Annotated in this window: 14 protein-coding genes; 5 read left to right on the forward strand and 9 right to left on the reverse strand. The window is 71.0% G+C overall.

Going from position 1 to position 18,839, the window contains the following annotated elements:
• Nucleotide 1 precedes the first annotated feature (1 nt).
• Together V2J18_RS08235 and V2J18_RS08240 are read left to right on the forward strand one after the other, a co-directional pair.
• Nucleotides 2-178, forward strand: coding sequence for a hypothetical protein (locus V2J18_RS08235; RefSeq protein ID WP_336131524.1), 177 nt, complete (start codon nucleotides 2-4; stop codon nucleotides 176-178).
• 554 nt (nucleotides 179-732) lie between these two features.
• A complete protein-coding gene (locus tag V2J18_RS08240) occupies nucleotides 733-1,932 on the forward strand; it encodes a S1 family peptidase (RefSeq protein WP_336131525.1) in 1,200 nt (399 codons plus the stop codon).
• A 49-nt stretch (nucleotides 1,933-1,981) separates the two neighbouring features.
• Here V2J18_RS08240 and V2J18_RS08245 read toward each other — a convergent pair whose 3' ends face one another.
• The 5 genes from V2J18_RS08245 to V2J18_RS08265 all read right to left on the reverse strand — a co-directional run bounded on the left by V2J18_RS08245 (nucleotide 1,982) and on the right by V2J18_RS08265 (nucleotide 6,508).
• The gene (locus V2J18_RS08245) at nucleotides 1,982-2,311 is read right to left on the reverse strand and encodes a hypothetical protein (RefSeq protein WP_064748706.1); all 330 of its coding nucleotides are present in this window, start codon (nucleotides 2,309-2,311) and stop codon (nucleotides 1,982-1,984) included.
• A 136-nt stretch (nucleotides 2,312-2,447) separates the two neighbouring features.
• Complete coding sequence (locus tag V2J18_RS08250; RefSeq protein ID WP_064748705.1) at nucleotides 2,448-4,250, reverse strand: ABC transporter transmembrane domain-containing protein; 1,803 nt, start codon at nucleotides 4,248-4,250, stop codon at nucleotides 2,448-2,450.
• A 10-nt stretch (nucleotides 4,251-4,260) separates the two neighbouring features.
• Complete coding sequence (locus V2J18_RS08255) at nucleotides 4,261-4,878, reverse strand: IMPACT family protein (protein ID WP_064748704.1); 618 nt, start codon at nucleotides 4,876-4,878, stop codon at nucleotides 4,261-4,263.
• Complete coding sequence (locus V2J18_RS08260; protein WP_064748703.1) at nucleotides 4,875-5,957, reverse strand: hypothetical protein; 1,083 nt, start codon at nucleotides 5,955-5,957, stop codon at nucleotides 4,875-4,877. Before V2J18_RS08260 ends, V2J18_RS08255 begins: the two co-directional genes overlap by 4 nt.
• On the reverse strand, nucleotides 5,954-6,508 hold the full coding sequence (locus V2J18_RS08265; RefSeq protein ID WP_064748702.1) for an RNA polymerase sigma factor: 555 nt from the start codon (nucleotides 6,506-6,508) through the stop codon (nucleotides 5,954-5,956). The genes V2J18_RS08260 and V2J18_RS08265 overlap by 4 nt, the downstream gene beginning before the upstream one ends.
• Nucleotides 6,509-6,695: 187 nt before the next feature.
• Here V2J18_RS08265 and V2J18_RS08270 point away from each other — a divergent pair, with 187 nt between their 5' ends.
• Complete coding sequence (locus V2J18_RS08270) at nucleotides 6,696-9,680, forward strand: bifunctional diguanylate cyclase/phosphodiesterase (protein WP_261370146.1); 2,985 nt, start codon at nucleotides 6,696-6,698, stop codon at nucleotides 9,678-9,680.
• Here the strand turns inward: V2J18_RS08270 and V2J18_RS08275 are convergent.
• From V2J18_RS08275 to xseA, 4 genes are all read right to left on the reverse strand, one after another.
• Nucleotides 9,670-11,547 carry a vWA domain-containing protein gene (locus tag V2J18_RS08275; RefSeq protein WP_261370145.1) on the reverse strand — a complete coding sequence of 626 codons (1,878 nt, stop codon included), beginning with the start codon at nucleotides 11,545-11,547 and terminating at the stop codon, nucleotides 9,670-9,672. The two genes, V2J18_RS08270 and V2J18_RS08275, sit on opposite strands and share 11 nt — an antisense overlap.
• 112 nt (nucleotides 11,548-11,659) lie before the next feature.
• Nucleotides 11,660-13,138 (reverse strand): aldehyde dehydrogenase family protein, encoded by a 1,479-nt coding sequence (locus V2J18_RS08280; RefSeq protein WP_336131526.1) that lies wholly within the window; start codon nucleotides 13,136-13,138, stop codon nucleotides 11,660-11,662.
• A 46-nt stretch (nucleotides 13,139-13,184) separates the two neighbouring features.
• Complete coding sequence (locus tag V2J18_RS08285) at nucleotides 13,185-14,831, reverse strand: acetolactate synthase large subunit (RefSeq protein WP_064748731.1); 1,647 nt, start codon at nucleotides 14,829-14,831, stop codon at nucleotides 13,185-13,187.
• A gap of 89 nt (nucleotides 14,832-14,920) precedes the next feature.
• Nucleotides 14,921-16,300 (reverse strand): exodeoxyribonuclease VII large subunit, encoded by a 1,380-nt coding sequence (gene xseA / locus V2J18_RS08290; protein ID WP_064748700.1) that lies wholly within the window; start codon nucleotides 16,298-16,300, stop codon nucleotides 14,921-14,923.
• Nucleotides 16,301-16,691: 391 nt separating this feature from the next.
• Between xseA and ispG the strand changes: the two genes are divergently transcribed.
• Both ispG and V2J18_RS08300 read left to right on the forward strand, forming a co-directional pair.
• On the forward strand, nucleotides 16,692-17,963 hold the full coding sequence (gene ispG, locus V2J18_RS08295) for a flavodoxin-dependent (E)-4-hydroxy-3-methylbut-2-enyl-diphosphate synthase (protein WP_336131527.1): 1,272 nt from the start codon (nucleotides 16,692-16,694) through the stop codon (nucleotides 17,961-17,963).
• Between the two features lie 79 nt (nucleotides 17,964-18,042).
• Complete coding sequence (locus V2J18_RS08300) at nucleotides 18,043-18,720, forward strand: phosphatase PAP2 family protein (protein WP_064748730.1); 678 nt, start codon at nucleotides 18,043-18,045, stop codon at nucleotides 18,718-18,720.
• Nucleotides 18,721-18,839: the final 119 nt, after the last annotated feature.

Genomic DNA, 18,839 nt, shown 5'->3' on the forward strand with positions numbered 1-18,839 from the left:
CATGCGTGGTCCTCGTAAAACCCAGGCCCTGGCCTTGATCGCTCTGGCCGCGGTGCCGCCGCCGGCGCACGGTTCGGATTTTTCTCTGGCCTTCATGTTGCTGAGCCGCGGCGCGGGTCTGCTTGCGCTGTGCGCGTTCGTGGCCTGGTGGATCGGCGAGCGCTATCGCACGCAGTGAGTCGCGCTGCCGCCGCGGTGCTGGCGGTGCGGTCGCGCGATCGCGCCGATTGCGTTCCCGGCGCGGATGTCGAATCGCGGCTACGACTCTGAGCATTCGATCTCGGCGCGAACCTCGACGTGCATGGGGCTGAGCCGATGCGTCCGATCGGGCCATCGGCGACGACCGTCCGGCGGCTCGCGCGCCGGCGCTCGACCGATCGCCGCCGCTGCGCATGGAGCGCATCGGTTTGCGCGCTTTTCGCGCAATTCTTCAGCTCGCTGTACGCAACCTATGCTGCAGCGCAAGGATGCGCCGGCGCATCGTCGTTGCGACGGCATGCGCGTGCCGTAGTTGTGACGCGCTTCGGGATCAGCGTGTGATGCGCCCTCGCAGCGGCGCCTTGCCGCGGCGGCATGCGATCCACTTAGCTGAGCGCTCCCGTTGTCCGTCCGCTACGACGCCACGAACTACCCGGGATTCGACGACGGGCCGCCGTCCCGGCGACGGCGCCGCGAGGCCGCTGCGGCCTCATCCGAGTCATGTCAGTTCCCCATCCCAAGGAGCTTTCCCACATGTCCGTTTCGATTTCCCGCCAGTCCGCCCGCAAAATCTCGCTGTCAGCCTGTGTCGCGCTCGCCGCAGCGGCCACGTTCGCATCGGGCGCCGCCGTCGCCGGCGATACGGTCGATGCGCAGTTGAAGTTCGCGATGCAGCGCGACCTGGGCATCTTCCCGGGCCAGTACGCCCAGTATCTGGCGACCGAGCGCTTGGCCCAGAGCCAGGGCCGCGCGATCGAACGCGAGTTCGGCAGCGCTTACGCCGGCAGCTGGATCGAACGCAATGCCGACGGCAGCTTCAAGCTGGTCGCCGCCAGCGCGGGCGCGCGCAAGTCGTCGTCGATCGGCGGCGTGGAAGTACGCAACGTTCGCCACAGCCTCAAGCAGCTGCAGCAGTCGATGGACCTGCTCGACGCCAGTTCGCGCGCCCGCATCAAAGGCATCAGCAAGCCGCTGACCGGCGTGCAGAGCTGGTACGTCGATCCGGTCAGCAATTCGGTGGTGGTGAAGGTCGACCAGGGCGCGCTGGACCGCGGCATCGACTTCGTCGCCCTCAGCGGCGCCGACAGCGGTTCGGTGCGGATCGAGGAAACGCCCGGCACGCTGCAGACGGCGGCGACGATCGTCGGCGGCATCGAGTACTCGATCAACAACGCCTCGCTGTGCTCGGTCGGCTTTTCGGTCACCCGCAGCTCGACCAAGGGCTTCGTCACCGCCGGCCACTGCGGCTCGGCCGGCGCGATCGTGCGCATCGGCGGCGCCCAGGTCGGCTCCTTCGCCGCCTCGCGGTTCCCGGGCAACGACCGCGCCTGGGTCAGCGTCGGCAGCGGCAATACCCTGCAGCCGTGGGTCAGCAACTACAGCGGCGGCAACGTGATCGTGCGCGGCAGCACCGAGGCGGCGATCGGCGCGGCGGTGTGCCGCTCCGGCCGTACCACCGGCTATCGCTGCGGCACCATCACCGCCAAGAACGTCACCGCCAACTACGCCCAGGGCGCGGTCTACGGCCTGACCCAGGGCAATGCCTGCATGGGCCGCGGCGATTCGGGCGGCTCCTGGATCACCAGCGCCGGCCAGGCGCAGGGCGTGATGTCCGGCGGCAACGTCCAGGCCAACGGCAACAACTGCGGCATCCCGGCCTCGCAGCGCAGCAGCCTGTTCGAGCGCCTCAATCCGATCCTGAGCCAGTACGGGCTGAGTCTGGTTCGCGGCTGACGGCGTCGCGGCAGGAGCGCCCCGCCGCGGTGGGGCGCTCTCGCTTCGGTCAGCCGAGGCCGGCGGTGATCGCAAACAGCAGTATGACGACCCAGAGAATCGCGCTGCCGAGCATGCCAACGATCAGGCTTTTGCCGAAGGTGATGCCGAACAGCCACCGGTAGAGCAGGCACGTGCCGACAAAGCCGATGGCCAGCCCCAGCCAATCGGGGGCGATGCAGGCGCCGGCTGCCTCGACCAGGGCCTGCTGCAAGGCCAACGCCAGCGCAGCGATCCATACACTGCCGCGCTGCGCACCGGCCGCGCGCGCGCTGTACACGACCGGCACGATGGCCACGCACAGGAACACCCCGGCCGAGATCCAAAAAAGCTCCGCCATCGGCTACAGGCCTCTGCGTCGTGCGCGGCGACGGCGAAGCCTCGTGCGGTCCTGGGCCGGATGGCGTCGCGGACAGGCCGCGGGTTCGGCGTCGGCAGGGACGGCGACGCTGGTGCCTTGCACAAGGCTCCGCATTTCAGTCCAGGAACTGCAGCTTGGCCAGCTCGGCGTACAACCCGCCCTGGGCCAGCAACTGCTCGTGGGTGCCTTCGGCGACGATCCGGCCGCGGTCCATGACCACGATCCGGTCGGCCTTGAGCACGGTCGCCAGGCGGTGGGCGATGACCAGGGTGGTGCGGCCCTGCATCAGGGTTTCCAGGGCCTGCTGTACCGCGCGCTCGCTCTGCGCGTCGAGCGCGCTGGTGGCCTCGTCGAGCAACAGGATCGGCGCGTCCTTGAGCAGGGCGCGGGCGATGGCGATGCGTTGCTGCTGACCGCCGGACAGGCGCGTGCCGCGTTCGCCCAGTTCGGCCGACAGGCCGTCGGGCAAGGCCTGGATGAAATCGGCCGCGTGGGCCGCGCTCACCGCCTGTTCGAGCTCCGCTTCGCTGGCCTCGAGCCGGCCGTAGCGGATGTTGTCGCGCGCGCTGGCGGCGAAGATGGTGGGTTGCTGCGGGACCAGGGCGATCGATTGGCGCAATGCCGCCGGATCGAGCTCGCGTACGTCGGCGCCGTCGACCGACACCGCGCCCTGCTGCGGGTCGTGGAAACGCAGCAGGATCGAGAACACGGTGCTCTTGCCGGCGCCGGACGGGCCGACCAGGGCCACGGTCTCGCCGGGTCGCACGCGCAGGCTGAAGTCTTCCAGCGCCGGCAGGTCCGGGCGCATCGGATAATGGAAACCGACCCGGTCGAACACCAACTCGCCGCGCACCGGCTGCGGCAGCGCGCGCGGTTGCGCCGGCGCGGTCACCGCGTTGGTTTCCTCCAGCAGCTCGCCGATCCGGCTCATGCCGCCGGCGGCGCGCTGCAGGTCGTTCCAGACCTCGGCCAGGGCGCCGACCGAGCCGCCGCCGATCAGGGCGTAGAGCACGAACTGGCCCAGGGTGCCGGCGCTCATGCGCCCGGCGACCACGTCGTGCGCGCCCGACCACAGCACCAGGGTGATCGCGCCGAACACCAGGGTGATGGCGATCGCGGTGACCCAGGCCTGGGCGCTGATGCGGCGGCTGGCGGCCTTGATCGCGATCAGCAGCGACTCGTTGAAGCGGCCGCGCTCGTAAGGCTCGCGCGCGTGCGCCTGGACCGTGCGCACCGCGCCGAGGGTCTCGCTGGCCAGGGCGTTGGCGTCGGCGACCCGGTCCTGGCTGGCGCGCGAGATCTTTTGCAGCCGGCGCCCGCCGATCACGATCGGCAGCACCGCCAGCGGAATGGCGACCAGGGCGTACAGGGCCAGCCGCGGACTGGTCACGAACAGCATCGCCAGGCTGCCGACCACCGTGACCGCGCTGCGCAGCGCCACCGACATGCTCGAACCGACCACGCTGCGCAGCAATTCAGCGTCGGCGGTCAGGCGCGAGATCAGCTCGCCGCTGCGGTTGCGGTCGTGGAAGCCGACGTCGAGGGTAATCAGGTGGTTGTACAAGGTCTCGCGCAGGTCGGCCACCACCCGCTCGCCCAACACCGAGACGAAGTAGAAGCGCACCGCGGTGGCCAGGGCCAGGGCGACCGCGACCGCGAACAGCAGCAGGAAGGCGCGGTCGATCGCGCCGCTGCCGCCGCCGGCGGCGCTCTGGGCGAAGCCTTGGTCGATCATGGTCTTGAACGCGACCGGCAGGCTCAGGGTCGCGGTGCTGGACGCGGCCAACGCGAACAGCCAGGCGACGAACAGGCCGCGGTGCTTGCGCACGAACGGCCACAGGGTGCGCAAGCTGCCGATCGGCGCCTTCTTGCGGGGTTCGGCTGCGGCGGCGCGGCGGCCGCTGGGCGTGTCGCTCATCGGGTGAAGGTCATCCAAGGGGGCTCGCGCCGGGCTCGTCGAGGCGTACCCGATTACGTGTGGCGTCGCGCAGCTGCGCTTTCAAGGCGGGCAATTGCGACGCCGGCAGGCGGATCCGCACCCGCACGCCATCGGCGCTGTAGCGTTCTTCGGTCTTTTCCGCGCCGTGGGCGGCGAACGCGGCATGGACCGCGCCGGTGTCCTCGAAGCCGAAGCTGAGCTCGAGTTCGTCGTAGCGGACCAGTTCGCGGCGCGGCGCGCGGCGCAGGCATTCGGCGGCGCAGCCGCCGTAGGCGCGGACCAGGCCGCCGGCGCCGAGCTTGATGCCGCCGTACCAGCGGGTCACCACCACCGCGATCCGGTCGTAGCCCTGGCCGTCGATCGCGGCCAGGATCGGCCGCCCGGCGGTGCCGGCCGGCTCGCCGTCGTCGTTGAAGCGGTATTGGGCGCCGATGCGGTAGGCCCAGCAGTTGTGGGTCGCGGCCGGGTCGCCGACCTCGGCGAAGAAGGCCAGCGCCGCTTCCGGGGTCTCGACCGGGGCGGCCAAGGCCAGGAAACGGCTGTGCTTGACCTCCTGGGCCAGGCTGGCGCGCTCGGCCAGGGTCGAGGCGCCGGCGGGCGCGTTCATTTCAGCAGCGGCCGCAGGTCGTCCGGAATCCGCGTCCGCGGGTGGGCGCTGCGGAAACGGCGCAGGCCGTCGCGGGCGCGCTCGATCTGGCCGGCGTCGCGGTACTCGCGGATGCGTTGCAGCCACTGTGCCGGCGCCAGGCGCGCATCGTCGGCGTCGGCGGCCGCGCCGATCCGGCTTCCGGTCACTTCGATCCGGTCCAGGGCGACCGAGTCGGCAGCGGCCTCGGCGGCCGGAGCGGCTGCGGGAGCGGCCTTGGCTTCCACGGCGCCGGCCGCGGTGGCCTTGCGGGCCGCGGTTTCGGAGGCGAGCGGGGCCGGCCGGGCCTCGGCGGCCCGGTAGTCCTGGCTCTGATCGCGACCGGCGGCCGCGTTCTGCGCCGCCGGAGCCGACGAACGCGAACTTACTGCGCTGGACGGCGCGGCTGGCGCGGCCGAAGCAGGGGCGGGCGGGGCCGGTGGCGCCGGCGGCGGGGCCGGCATGTCGATCGGCGCGGGCTCTTCGGGCAGCGAGAACGCTTGCGGCGGGGCGCGCCTGGCCTGGTGCGGTTCGGCCTGGGGCGCTTCGGCGCTGCGTTCGCGCCGGGCGTCGCCGGCCGGTACGGGCGCGGCGGCTTGGGTGCGCGCCGGGAGCGCCGGCGCGGCAGCGGCGCCCGCTGCGTCGGCGACTTCGAGCGGGGGAGGAACCGCTGCCGGGGCGACCGCGGCGGCGTCCGCCGCTGCTGCCGAATCCTGGCCCGGCGTTGCGGCGGTGATCGCTTCGGTCTCGGCGGCCGTCGCGGCCGGTGCCGAAACCGTGGCCGGGTCCTCGCCCACGGCTTCGAAGCTCTTGCCGGTGGGGCGCAACTGCCAGGCGATGCCGACCGCCAGGCTCAGCGAGGCGGCGACGCCTATCCACGCCGGCCAGCGCGAACGCGGCCGCGCGCGCGGCGCCTGCGCCACCGCGGCATGGGCGGCGGCCAGGATCCTGGCGTCGAGCGCCGGCGAGGGGCCGTCGTGCGGGCCCACCCGCAGCAGGCGGTCGGCCAGCTCGCGTTCTTCGGCCGTCAACGGATCGGGGGCGTCGGGACGGCGGTTCATTCGGTCAACCTCGCGCGCAACTTGTCCATCGCGTAGCGCAGCCGGGACTTCACGGTCTCGCGGCCGGCTCCGGTGATGGCGCCGATGTCCTCCAGACTGAGTTCCTGTTCCAGCCGCAGCAGCACGACTTCGCGCTGTTCCTGCGGCAATTCTTCGATGGCGCGCTGCAGCCGCCGGCGCTGTTCGAACTCCGACAGCTCGCGCTCGGGCGTAGTCGGGTCGGGCACGCGCGCGGCGCGCTCGTCGCCGTCCTCCGGCGCCGCCGGGCGGTGCTTGAGCCCGCGCCAGTGATCGTTGAGGCGGTTATGGGCGATCCGGAACAGCCAGGTGCTGAACGCCGCTTCCGGTTTCCAGCCGTGCCGCGCCGCGATCACCCGCTGCCAGACGTCCTGGAAAAACTCGTCGGCGAGCGCCGAATCACGGATTTGCCGCAGCAGGAAGCGGTACAAGGGGCCGCGATGACGCGCGTACAGCACCTCGAACGCGGCGGCATCGCCGCCGGTCCAGGCGAGCATGAGCACGTCGTCGCTGGCATCCGCACCGGAATTCATCCGCGGCAGGGTACGGCTTGGCGACGCCGACGGGAAGCGCTTGCGCGTCGCCGGAGCCTCGTATAGCGGTAGGTGCTGGGCCATCGGCATGATCGGGTCAACGGCCCGGGGCCCGGCATGGGGTTGGCCTATGCCGCTCCCGTAAAGCTCGCGTTATCCTGCGCCCTGCGCAGAAGGCGGCGATCCGGTGCACAGCAGTGACGTACTTCCAGTGGCGGCGGTAAGCGGGCGCTCGACTGCAGGCGACGCGCTGGCCTGCGCGCTGCAGGAAGCCTTGCCGGCCGGTTCGCAGGTCGTGGTGTGCTGGCGCGACGCGCAAGGCCGCGTTTCCGATTCGTCCACGCCGGGCGCGCCGGCACCGCTGCGCGCCGACGCCGCCGCCTGGCTGGAACGCGATCCGCCGGCGGTGGGCGCGTCCGGCGATACCCGCCCGGACCGCATCGAAGCCGCCTGGTGGCTGGAGGACGGCAGCCGCGCGGCGCTGGTCGCGGCCCTGCCGCAGTCCATGCCGACGCCGCTGCGCGCCGCTTGGCTGGCGATGGCGCGGCGCATCGTCGCCGCCGACCTGGCCGCGGTGCGCGCCCATGCCCGCGCCGAGGCGCTGGAGAAATCCGAGCGCCTGCAGCAGGCGCTGTACGGGATCGCCGACCTGGCCGGCTCGGGCCTGGAGATGAGCGATCTGCTCAGCCGCATCCACGGCGTGGTCTGCGGCCTGACCTATGCCGAGAATTTCTACATCGTGCTCTACGACGACGTCGCCGACACGATGCGCTTTCTGTACTTCGCCGACCGCGCCGACCCCTTCGTCGCCGACCCCGAGCAGGTGATCCGCGCCGCCGACATGCCCAACAGCCTGACCCTGGCCTTGCTGCGCCACGGCGAGGCGCTGCAGGGCAGTTCGACCAGCCTGCGCGAGCTGCTGAACGTGCCGCCGGACGATTTCCACGGCCCCGACAGCGCCGACTGGCTCGGCGTGCCGATGCGCCGCGGCGAGCGGGTATGCGGCGCGATCGTGGTGCAGAACTACGACACGCCCGGCAGCTACGGCGAAGAGGACCGCGCCTTGCTGTCCTTCGTCGCCCAGCACATCCTGACCGCCCTCGACCGCGTCCACGCCCGCGAAGAGCTCGAACGCCGCGTCGCCGAACGCACCTACGCCCTGCAGCTGAGCAACCGCGACCTGCAGGCCGAGATCATCGAGCGCCAGCGTTCCGAGCGCCTGCAGCGAGCGCTGTTCCGCATCGCCGAGCTGACCATCACCTCCGACACGCTGAGCCGGTTCTATTCCCAGGTCCACGACGTGGTCAGCGAGCTGCTGTACGCGCGCAATTTCTACATCGCGCTGCTGTCCGACGACGGCGAGCGCCTGCAGTTCCCGTACTCGATCGACGAGCGCGACATGATCCGCGAATCGCGCCGGCTCGCCGACGGCCTGACCGAGTACGTGATCCGCCAGGGACGGCCGTTGTTGGCCGACCGCAACCGCATCGCCGAGCTGCACGCCCGCGGCGAGGTGCGCAGCCACGGCTCCGCCGCGCATTGCTGGCTGGGCGTGCCGCTGTTCCGCGACGAGGCGGTGGTCGGAGTGATCGCGATCCAGAGCTACTCGCGCGCGATCGCCTTCAACGCTCGCGACCAGGAGCTGCTGACCTTCGTCGCCCATCACATCAGCATCGGCCTGGCCCGCAAGCAGGCCCAGGACCGGCTGGTCACCGCGCACGGCGAACTGGAGCAGCGCGTGGCCTCGCGCACGCGCGAGCTGGCGCACAGCAATGCCGAACTGGTCGCACAGATCGGCGAACGCGTGCGCGCCGAGCAAAAGCTCACCCACCAAGCCTTGCACGACACCCTGACCGGGCTGCCGAACCGCGGCCGGTTGCTGGAACGCCTGGGGCAGGCCATCGCCCAGGCCCGTCGCGACCGGCGCTCGTTCGCGGTGCTGTTCCTCGACCTGGACCGGTTCAAGCTGGTCAACGACAGCGTCGGCCATTCGGCCGGCGACGAACTGCTGGTGGAAAGCAGCCGCCGGATCGTCGCCGCGGTGCGCGGCGAGGACATGGTGGCGCGGCTGGGCGGCGACGAGTTCGCGATCCTGATCGAGAACATCGACGGCCTCGGCGCGGTCGAGGACATGGCGCACCGGGTTCTGCGCGCACTCGGCGAGCCGTGCTGGATCGCCGGGCGCGAGGTGTTTCCTTCCGCCAGCATCGGCATCGCGCTGTGGCATCCGCGGTATCGCGACGGCATCGAGCTGCTGCGCGACGCCGACGCCGCGATGTACCGGGCCAAGGGCCTGGGCCGCGGCCGTTGCGCGGTGTTCGACGAAGAAATGCGCGACCAGGCGATGCGCATCCTCGACCTGGAAGCCGACCTGCGCCGAGCCATCAACGGCGACGCCTTCGTCGCCTACTACCAGCCGATCGTGCGCCTGGACGACCGCGCCCTGATCGGCCACGAGGCCTTGTTGCGCTGGCGCCACGAAAAACGCGGCCTGCTGCTGCCGCGCGAATTCATCGGGGTGGGCGAGGACAGCGGCCTGATCGAAGAGGTCGACTGGATCCTGTACGGCCGCGCCGTGGCCGAGCTGGCGCGCGGCGGCGAGGGCTACATTTCGGTCAACGTCTCGCCGCGGCATTTCCGCTCGGGCGATTTCGCCGACCGCCTGCTGCGCCTGCTCGACGACGCCGGCGCCGATCCGCAGCGCCTGCGCATCGAGATCACCGAGGTCGCGCTGCTCGACGACGTCCCGCGCGCGCTGCGCATGCTGCGGACCCTGCGCAATCACGGCGTGCTGGCGCAATTGGACGATTTCGGCACCGGCTTCTCGGCGCTGTCGTATCTGCACCGGTTCCCGATCGAGTGCCTGAAGATCGATCAGAGTTTCGTCGCCGGCCTGGTCGGCGAATCGCGTCCGGAAAGCGTGGCGGTGGTGCGCGCGATCCAGGCGCTGGCCGGCACCCTGGCCATCCACACCATCGGCGAGGGCGTGGAAACCGAAGCTCAGCGCGCGGCCTTGCGCGAACTGGGCTGCGTTTACGGCCAGGGTTTCCTGTTCGGACGCCCGGCCGAGCGGCTGGCGACCGGCGCCGTCGCCGCCATGCCGACGCCGGCGGGCGACGTCGCTGCGCCGGCCGCGTGCACGGCCGGCGCCTCGTCCTCGCTTACCGGCTGACCGCGACCTCGGTCGCCGGCGCGGCCGGGGGCGCGCCGATCTGGACGCGGGCGCGTTCGACCAGGCCGAGGAACTCCGCGCGCAGGCCCCAGCGATCGTCCAGGCGCACGCTGCGCGCGGTCGCGGCGATCTGCTCCCAGCCCCAGCCGTCGATCTGCTTGCCGCCGCGCAGCGCGTCGGCGAACGCGGCGACCGAGGCGGCGAAGCGCATCGAATCGCTGGCCACGGCGCGCAGGCCGGTCTTGCGCACCGGGGTTTCGATCAGTTGGCTGCGGTCTTCGCCGGGACGCTTGTAGCGCAGCTTGAGTAGGGCGATCTCGTCCTCGCCTCCGGCGTCGGCCGGCGCGGAGGCGGCATAACGCAGCGCCGGCAGGCGCGTGGCCTTGGAGCCGACCGGGGTGATCTCGTACAGCGCGGTGACCTGATGGCCGGCGCCGATGTCGCCGGCATCGACCTTGTCGTTGGCGAAGTCCTCGCGCTTGAGCAGGCGGTTCTCGTAGCCGATCAGGCGGTACTCGGCGACCTGGGCCGGGTTGAATTCGATCTGGATCTTGACGTCGCGGGCGATGGTCAGCAGGGTCGAGCCCATCTGCTCGACCAGCACTTTGCGCGCCTCCTGCGCGGTGTCGATGTAGGCGTGGTTGCCGTCGCCGACGTCGGCCAGTTTTTCTGCCAGCGCATCGTTGTAGTTGCCCTGGCCGAAGCCGAGCGTGGTCAGGGCGATGCCGCTCTTGCGCTGGTCGGCGACGAGGGTTTCCAGGGCGTTGTTGTCGACCGTGCCGACGTTGAAATCGCCGTCGGTGGCCAGGATCACCCGGTTGACGCCGTTCTTGACGTAGGCCTGCCTGGCCATGGCGTAGGCCAGGCGGATGCCGTCGCCGCCGTTGGTGCTGCCGCCGGCCTGCAGCCGGTCCAGCGCGGCGAGAATCTCGTCCTGGCGATCGCCCGGCGTCGGCGGCAGCACCAGGCCGGCGGAGCCCGCGTAGACCACGATCGAGACCCGATCCTGCGGGCGCAGTTGGCGGGCCAGCATCGAGAAGGCGTTCTTCAGCAGCGGCAGTTTGTCCGGCGACTCCATCGAGCCGGAGGTGTCGATCAGGAACACCAGGTTGGCGGGGGGCAGGGTGCGCTTGGGCACCTCAAAGCCCTTGATGCCGATCATCAGCAACTGGCGCTGCGCGTTCCAGGGCGCCGGCGCGAGTTCGGTGCTGACCTTGAAAGGCATAGCCAGCGAGGCGGGCGCCGGGTGCCGATAATCGAAGTAGTTGATGAACTCTTCCGCGCGCACCGCGTCGGCCGGCGGGCGCGTGCCGGCGTTGAGCATGCGCCGCACGTTGGCGTAGCTGCCGGTGTCGACGTCGATGGAGAAGGTCGACAGCGGCTGTTCGCTGGCGCGCAGCACCGGATTGTCTTCGCGGGCGGCGTATTTCTCGGTGTTGGCCGGCTGGGCGTACACGGGCGGCGGCGGGGCGGGCGGCGCGATGAAGCCGAGCGCGGCCGGGGCGACCTTCAGGGCTTGCGGCGCCGCGCGCCGCAGGCGCGGGTCGGCGATGCGCGAGCCGGTGACCTGGACCCGTTCCAGCGCGGCGCCCGCCTTGGCTTCGGCGCGCGTTGGCGCCGGCGCGGCCGCCGGCGCGGCGACGGATGCGACCGCGGCTGCGTCGGCGGCTTGGACGGGTTCGATCGCGACGACATCGCCGGGCGCGGCCGCCTCGGCTTCGGCGGGCGGCGTTTCGGGCGCTTGCTTGGCCAGGTCGCCGGGCGCCTGGCAAGCGCCGAGCGACATGGCGAGGGCGGCGAGCAGGGCGACGCGCAGGGCGCGCGGGGTGGAGGAGGCGGGCTGGGCGGACGTGGCGCGGGCGGACATGGCGGCTTCCCTGGTGTGTGGACCTGAGAAGATCAACGCGCCGCCGCGGCGGACGGGGTTGGCGGCGGTCGAACTATTTTCCGGCCGCCGCCGGGTGCGCCGTGGGGCCGGCTCAGCCGGCCGGGTCGCGGATCACCAACAACCGCTGCTCGCTCATGTCCTCGATCGCATAGCGCACGCCTTCGCGGCCCTGGCCGGAGTCCTTGACCCCACCGTAGGGCATGTTGTCGACGCGGAAGCTGGGCACGTCGCCGACGATCACGCCGCCGACGTCGAGCCGGTCCCAGGCGCGCATCGCATGATCGAGGCGACCGGTGAACACGCCGGCCTGCAGGCCGAAGTCGCTGTCGTTGACCCGCGCGAGCGCCCGTTCGTAATCGTCGAAGGGCTCGATCAACGCCACCGGCCCGAACGCTTCCTTGCGGTACAGCTCGGCGTCGCGCGGCACCTTTTCCAACAGCGTGGCCGGGATCATCGTGCCCTGGCGCGGGCCGCCGGCGATGCGCTTGGCGCCGCCCGCGAGCGCGCCGTCGATCCACGACTGGATGCGCTGCGCGGCCGGTTCGTCGACGACCGGGCCGATGAAGGTGGCCTCGTCGCGCGGATCGCCCATGCGCAGCGCGCCGACTGCGGCTTTGAGCTTCTTGCGCAGCTTGTCGTAGACGTCGGCGTGGGCGTAGATGCGCTGCACGCTGATGCAGCTCTGGCCGCTCTGGTAATAGGCGCCGAACACCAGCCGCTGGACCACGTGGTCCAGGCTCGCGCCCGGGTCGGCATCGACGATGCAGGCGGCGTTGCCGCCCAGTTCCAAGGTGACCTTCTTCTTGCCGGCGCGGGCCTTGAGGTCCCAGCCGATCAGGCCGCCGGTGAAGCTCAGCAGCTTGATCCGCGGGTCCTCGACCAGCAACGAGGCGTCCTCGTTGGAGCAGCACAGGGCCGAGAACGCGCCTTCCGGCAGGTCGGTCTCGGCCAGCACTTCGGCGATGATCAACGCGCCGACCGGGGTCTTGATCGCCGGCTTGAGCACGAACGGGCAGCCGGCGGCGATCGCCGGCGCGACCTTGTGCGCGACCAGGTTGAGCGGGAAGTTGAACGGGGTAATGAAGCTGCACGGCCCGATCGGCACCCGTTTGACCATCCCGCGATAGCCGCGGGTGCGCGGCGAGATCTGCAGTTCGAGCAATTCGCCGGGGCTGCGGGTGGCTTCGTTGGCGGCGATGCGGAAGGTGTCGATCAGCCGGGTGACCTCGCCGCGCGCATCCTGGATCGGCTTGCCGGCTTCGATGCACAGCGCCAGGGCGAGTTCTTCGAAACGTTCGCCGAAACGGCGCACGCAGTGTTCGAGCACGTCGCGGCGGCGATCGGGGGCGAACTCGGCCATGGCCTCGCGCGCCGCGTGCGCGGCGGCGATCGCCTGGCGCACGGCGGCCGCGTCGGCCATCGCCACCCGCGTGGCGCGCTTGCCGCTGTACTTGTCCAGCACTTCCAGGTCGGTGTTGACGGCGACCGCGCGGTTGGCGAGGTAGTAGGGGTAGCTCGGCTTCAGGCCTTTGCCGGCGCGGGCCGCGGGGGCGGATTTGGACTTGGCCATGGAACGCTCCGAAGCGAAATGGAAAAGGGAGGGCTGCGGCGCGCGCTCAGCGCAGCGCAGCGGCCAGGCGCGGGATGTCCTGGTTGAGGATACGGTCGTCGTCGGCGTAGTCGATCGGCACTTCGATCAGGTCCACGCCGGGCGCGGCCAGCGCCTGCCGCAGCAGGGGCAGGAAGGCGTCGCTGGACGCGGGGCGATGGCCGCGCGCGCCATAGCTGCGCGCGTAGGCGACGAAGTCCGGGTTGCCCAGGTCCATGCCGAAGCTGGGGTAGCGTTCGTGCGCCTGCTTCCACTTGATCATGCCGTAGGCGTCGTCGCGCAGCACCAGCACGGTCAGGTCCAGGCCCAGCCGTACCGCGGTTTCGAGTTCCTGCGAATTCATCATGAAGCCGCCGTCGCCGCACACCGCCAGCACTTTGCGTTCGGGGCAGACGATGCGCGCGGCGATCGCCGACGGCAGGCCGGCGCCCATCGTCGCCAGGGCGTTGTCGAGCAGCAGGGTGTTCGGCTCGCGGCAGCGGTAGCTGCGCGCGAACCACAGCTTGTACAGGCCATTGTCGAGACAGACCACGTCGTGCGGCGCCATCGCCGCGCGCACGTCGGCGACCAGGCGCTGCGGCGCCAGCGGAAAGCGGTCGTCGTCGCAGCGCTCGCGCAACTGCGCCAGCAGCGCCTCGCGCACCCGACCGAAAAAGGCGAAGTCCCAATGCGGTTGCGGCTGCAGGACCTCGCCCAGGCGCCAGACCGAGTGGGCGATGTCGCCGACCACTTCGATCTGCGGGAAGTACACCGGGTCGACCTCGGCCGCGTCGTAGTTGACGTGGATGACGGTGCGCCGGCCTTCGCGCATGAAGAACGGCGGTTTTTCGATCACGTCGTGGCCGATGTTGACGATGCAGTCGGCGGCGTCGATGGCGCGGTGGACGAAGTCGCGATCGGACAGGGCGGCGTTGCCGAGCCACAGCGGCCCTTCCTCGTCGAGCACGCCCTTGCCCATCTGGGTGCTGAAATAGGGGATGCCGAGCTTGGCGACGAAGGCGTGCAGGGTCTTGGCGGTGGTCTTGCGGTTGGCGCCTGCGCCGATCATCAGCAACGGGTGGCGCGCCTGCGCGATCGCCTGCGCGGCGCGTTCGATCGCCTTGTCCTCGGCCACCGGCCGGCGCGAGAACGCGGCCGGGATCGGCCGCGCATCGGTGAGCTCGCCGGCGACGTCCTGCGGCAGCTCCAGATGGACCGCGCCCGGGCGTTCTTCCTCGGCGCGGCGGAAGGCTTCGCGTACCCGCGCCGGGATGCTGTCGGCGGAGACGATCTGGCGGGTGTACTTGGTCAACGGGCGCATGGCGTCGACCACGTCGACGATCTGGAAGCTGGCCTGCTTGCTGATCTTGATCGGCTTCTGCCCGGTGATCATCAGCATCGGCATGGCGCCGAGCTGGGCATAGGCCGCGGCGGTGACCAGGTTGGTCGCGCCGGGGCCGAGGGTGCTGAGGCAGACCCCGGCCTTGCCGGTGAGGCGGCCGTAGGTCGCGGCCATGAAGCCGGCGGCCTGTTCGTGCCGGGTCAGCACCAGCCGGATCGAAGAGGTGCGCAGCGATTCGAGCAGGTCGAGGTTCTCTTCGCCGGGAATGCCGAACACGTATTCGACGCCTTCGGCCTCGAGCGCGGCGACGAACAGATCGGACGCCTTGGTCATGCCGGACTCCATCGCGGGCAGGGCCCGAAGGCCGGCATGGTCGCGCAGTCCGCGTTAGCGGCAGGCGATGACCGCCGCGCGACGCGCCGCTACAACGGCAGCGCGGCCTGGCTCGGCACCGGTTCGTCGCGGTCGTCGGCTTCGACCCGAAGCCGCAGTTCGCCGTCGCCGACCCGGGCCGTGAGGCGCTCGCCGGCGGCGGCGTCGGCGACCCGGCGCACGACCCGGCCGTCGCGGTGCTGCAGGATGGCGTAGCCGCGCGCGACCGTGGCCAGCGGGCTGCAGGCTTCCAGCGAGCGCGCCAGTCCGCGCAGCCGCAGCTCCTCGGCGCGCAGCCGGCGCGCGATCGCGTTGCGCGGGCGCGGCGCCAGCGCGTTCAGGCGATCGCGCAGCGCGGCGATGCGGCGTTGCGGCTGGTGCGCGCGCAGCACCGCGTCGGCGTGACGCAGGCGTGCGCGTTCGCGCTCCACGCGCAGACTCCAGGCCTGTTCCAGCCGCCGCCAGGCCTCTTGCTGGCGGCTGCGCAGCGCGGCCAGCCGCGCCTGCGGGCGCAGCGCGTTGAGGCGCAGGCCGGCGCGGTCGCTGCGCTGCATCGCCTGGCGCAGGCGTTGCGCCTGCAGATTGCACAGCCGGGCATCGAGATTGCGCAGGCGGTGCAGCAGGTCTTCGCGTTGCGGCACCAGCAATTCGGCCGCCACCGACGGAGTGGGCGCGCGCAGATCGGCGGCGAAATCGGACAGGCTGAAGTCGGTTTCGTGGCCGATCGCCGAGACCACCGGCACGCTCGCCGCAGCGATGGTCCGCGCCAGGCGTTCGTCGTTGAACGCCCACAGGTCTTCCAGCGAACCGCCGCCGCGCGCCAGCACGATCACGTCGTAGCGTTGCGAAGCGTCGGCGCGCTGCAGCATGGCCGCGATCTGCGCTGCCGCGCCTTCGCCCTGCACCGGCACCGGCAGCACCTCGGCTTCGACCAGGGGAAAGCGGCGCGCCAGGACGCTGAGCACGTCGCGTACCGCCGCGCCGCTGGGCGAGGTGATCACCGCGATGCGACGGGCGAAGCGCGGCAGCTCGCGCTTGCGTTCGCGATCGAACAGGCCTTCGGCCGCCAGGCGCGCCTTGAGCTCCTCGAACGCGCGCCGCAGAGCGCCTTCGCCGGCCTCTTCCATGTGGTCGAGCACCAACTGGTAGTCGCCGCGCGCTTCGTACAGGGTCAGCCGCCCTCGCGCGAGCACGCGCACGCCCTCGCGCGGGGCGAACTTCAGCCAACTGCTCTTGGGCTTGAACATCGCGCAGCGGACCTGGGCGCGCGCGTCCTTCAAGGTCATGTACAGATGGCCCGACGACGGCCGCGACAGATTGCCGAGCTCGCCCTCGACCCAGATCAACGGAAAGGTATCTTCCAGCACGTTGCGCGCGAGCGCGTTGAGCTGGCTGGGGGTGAGGACGTCGTCGGGGGAACTGGGGGGCATGGCCAGACAGGAGCGAGGCGAGCCGCTCGGAGCGAAACGGGTGCGGCGATGGTAACCCGTCCCGTGCGCGGCTTCCGGGGCAGAGCGAACGCGTCGAGTGGAGCAGGGCGGACAGGAAGGCCGGCCGGGGGAGTTCGGGCCGCTTCCGGAATCATCATGCCCGCCAAGGCGAGGGCCCGGAGATTTCGGAGCCCGGACGCGATCGCGCCCGGAAAATCCCCGCCTCCCCGGGATGACGCCCGCAGACAGGCGTAGCCGCCCCGCGCCAGAGCCATCGGGCCGATCCGCGGTGCCCGACCGGGCCGGAACTCCGTCGCGCTCGGCGCCGCGCGTCAGCCGCGCTTCACCCCCGCCGCACCTCTGTGCTGAGTCCCGGCGCTACAATGCGCCCATGAATTCCGATGCCGTCCTGCCCTGCGCCCACCCCGATTTCGGCCCGATGCCGCGCCGCCTGACCCGTTCCGTGCAGATCGGCGGAGTCCAGGTCGGCGGCGGCGCGCCGGTGGTGGTGCAGTCGATGACCAACACCGACACCGCCGACGTCGCTTCCACCGCCAAGCAGGTCGCCGAGCTGTGGCGCGCCGGCTCGGAGATGGTGCGCATCACCGTCAACACCCAGGAAGCCGCGGCCGCGGTGCCGCGGATCGTCGACAAACTGGCGATGATGGGCGTCGAGGTGCCGATCATCGGCGACTTCCACTACAACGGCCATCAATTGCTCACCGCCGAGCCGGCCTGCGCCGAAGCCTTGGCCAAGTACCGCATCAACCCCGGCAACGTCGGCTTCGGCAAGAAGAAGGACAGCCAGTTCGCGACCTTGATCGAGCTGGCGATCAAGTACGGCAAGCCGGTGCGCATCGGCGCCAACTGGGGCTCGCTGGACCAGGCCCTGGCCGCGCAGTTGATGGACGAGAACCACACCCGCGCCGAGCCCTGGGACGCCGGTCGCGTATTGCGCGAGGCGTTGATCCGTTCGGCCCTGGATTCGGCTGCGCGCGCGGTCGAGCTGGGCCTGCCGGCCGAGCGCATCGTGCTCAGCGCCAAGGTCAGCGGCGTGCAGGAGCTGATCGCGGTGTATCGCGAGTTGGCCAACCGCGGCGATTACGCCTTGCACCTGGGCCTGACCGAGGCCGGCATCGGCAGCAAGGGCATCGTCGCCTCCAGCGCCGCGCTCGGCGTGCTGCTGCAGGAAGGCATCGGCGACACCATCCGCATTTCGCTGACGCCCGAACCGGGCCAGGCGCGCAGCAACGAAGTCATCGTCGCCCAGGAGCTGCTGCAGACCATGGGCCTGCGCGCGTTCACGCCGATGGTCACCGCCTGCCCGGGCTGCGGCCGCACCACCAGCACCTTCTTCCAGGAACTGGCGCAGACCGTGCAGGAGCACGTGCGGGCGAAGATGCCGGAGTGGAAGATCACTCATCCGGGCGCGGAAAACCTGACCCTGGCGGTGATGGGCTGCGTGGTCAACGGCCCGGGCGAATCGCGCCATGCCAACATCGGCATCTCCCTGCCCGGCACCGGCGAAGCGCCGTCGGCACCGGTATTCGAGGACGGCGAGAAGACCGTGACCTTGCGCGGCGAGAACATCGCGCGCGAGTTCGTCGATCTGATCGACCGCTACGTCGAGCGCCACTATGCCGCCCGCGCCGCAGGTGCCTGAAGCCGACCTCCGGCCCACGGACGCGGCCGGTAGCCACGAAGACGCCGCCTCGGTCCGCCGCGGGCCGGGCGACAGCGCGCTGCAGCAGGAGGCGCGCTTCGGCCTGGCCCTGTTGCGCCGCCACGGCTGGACCCTGGCCCTGGTCTTCCTCGGCTTGTTGTTGCCGCTGTGGGCTTTCGCCGAGCTGGCCGACGAGATCCACGAACGCGAGGCCATCGTCTTCGACGTGCCGGTCCTGCAGTACGCGCACGGCCTGGCGCGCGAAGGTTTCGACAGCGCTTTCGTGCTGCTGTCGCAACTGGGTTATCTGTGGGGCGTGGTGCCGTTCGACATCGGCCTGGTGCTGATGCTGAGCCTGCGCCGGCGCTTCCGCGAAGCCAGTTTCGCCGCGCTGGCGCTGGGCGGTTCGGGCCTGCTCAACATCGCCGCCAAGCAGTTCTTCGCCCGCGAGCGGCCGTCGCTGTGGGAGTCGATCGCGCCCGAGCACAACTACAGCTTCCCCAGCGGCCACGCGATGGGTTCGATGACCTTGTTGGTCACGCTGCTCCTGCTGAGCTGGCCGACGCGCTGGCGTTGGCCGGTGCTGATCGTCATGGTGCCGTTCGTGCCGGCGGTCGGCTTTTCGCGCCTGTACCTGGGCGTGCATTACCCCTCCGACATCCTCGCCGGCTGGGCGGTGGCCACCGCCTGGGTCGTGGCGGTGTATCTGGTCGTGTACCGCGGCGGCTTGCTGCGGCCCTGGCACCGACGTAGCTGATTCGGGTCTCATCGGCAAGGGCGGATGCGGCCGTTGTGGGGTGCATTTCGCCAAATTAAGCAAAGCCATTCCGCAGATACTGCCAGAGGCGGGTAGGGGGTACCCTGTCCGCATGCGTT

The organism is Lysobacter firmicutimachus (assembly GCF_037027445.1).
Classification (GTDB): domain Bacteria; phylum Pseudomonadota; class Gammaproteobacteria; order Xanthomonadales; family Xanthomonadaceae; genus Lysobacter; species Lysobacter firmicutimachus.

Coding starts and splice junctions, on each gene's coding strand:
- V2J18_RS08235 (WP_336131524.1), top strand. CDS start 2: ATGCGTGGTCCTCGTAAAACCCAGGCCCTGGCCTTGATCGCTCTGGCC.
- V2J18_RS08240 (WP_336131525.1), top strand. CDS start 733: ATGTCCGTTTCGATTTCCCGCCAGTCCGCCCGCAAAATCTCGCTGTCA.
- V2J18_RS08245 (WP_064748706.1), bottom strand. CDS start 2,311: ATGGCGGAGCTTTTTTGGATCTCGGCCGGGGTGTTCCTGTGCGTGGCC.
- V2J18_RS08250 (WP_064748705.1), bottom strand. CDS start 4,250: ATGAGCGACACGCCCAGCGGCCGCCGCGCCGCCGCAGCCGAACCCCGC.
- V2J18_RS08255 (WP_064748704.1), bottom strand. CDS start 4,878: ATGAACGCGCCCGCCGGCGCCTCGACCCTGGCCGAGCGCGCCAGCCTG.
- V2J18_RS08260 (WP_064748703.1), bottom strand. CDS start 5,957: ATGAACCGCCGTCCCGACGCCCCCGATCCGTTGACGGCCGAAGAACGC.
- V2J18_RS08265 (WP_064748702.1), bottom strand. CDS start 6,508: ATGAATTCCGGTGCGGATGCCAGCGACGACGTGCTCATGCTCGCCTGG.
- V2J18_RS08275 (WP_261370145.1), bottom strand. CDS start 11,547: ATGTCCGCCCGCGCCACGTCCGCCCAGCCCGCCTCCTCCACCCCGCGC.
- V2J18_RS08280 (WP_336131526.1), bottom strand. CDS start 13,138: ATGGCCAAGTCCAAATCCGCCCCCGCGGCCCGCGCCGGCAAAGGCCTG.
- V2J18_RS08285 (WP_064748731.1), bottom strand. CDS start 14,831: ATGACCAAGGCGTCCGATCTGTTCGTCGCCGCGCTCGAGGCCGAAGGC.
- xseA (WP_064748700.1), bottom strand. CDS start 16,300: ATGCCCCCCAGTTCCCCCGACGACGTCCTCACCCCCAGCCAGCTCAAC.
- ispG (WP_336131527.1), top strand. CDS start 16,692: ATGAATTCCGATGCCGTCCTGCCCTGCGCCCACCCCGATTTCGGCCCG.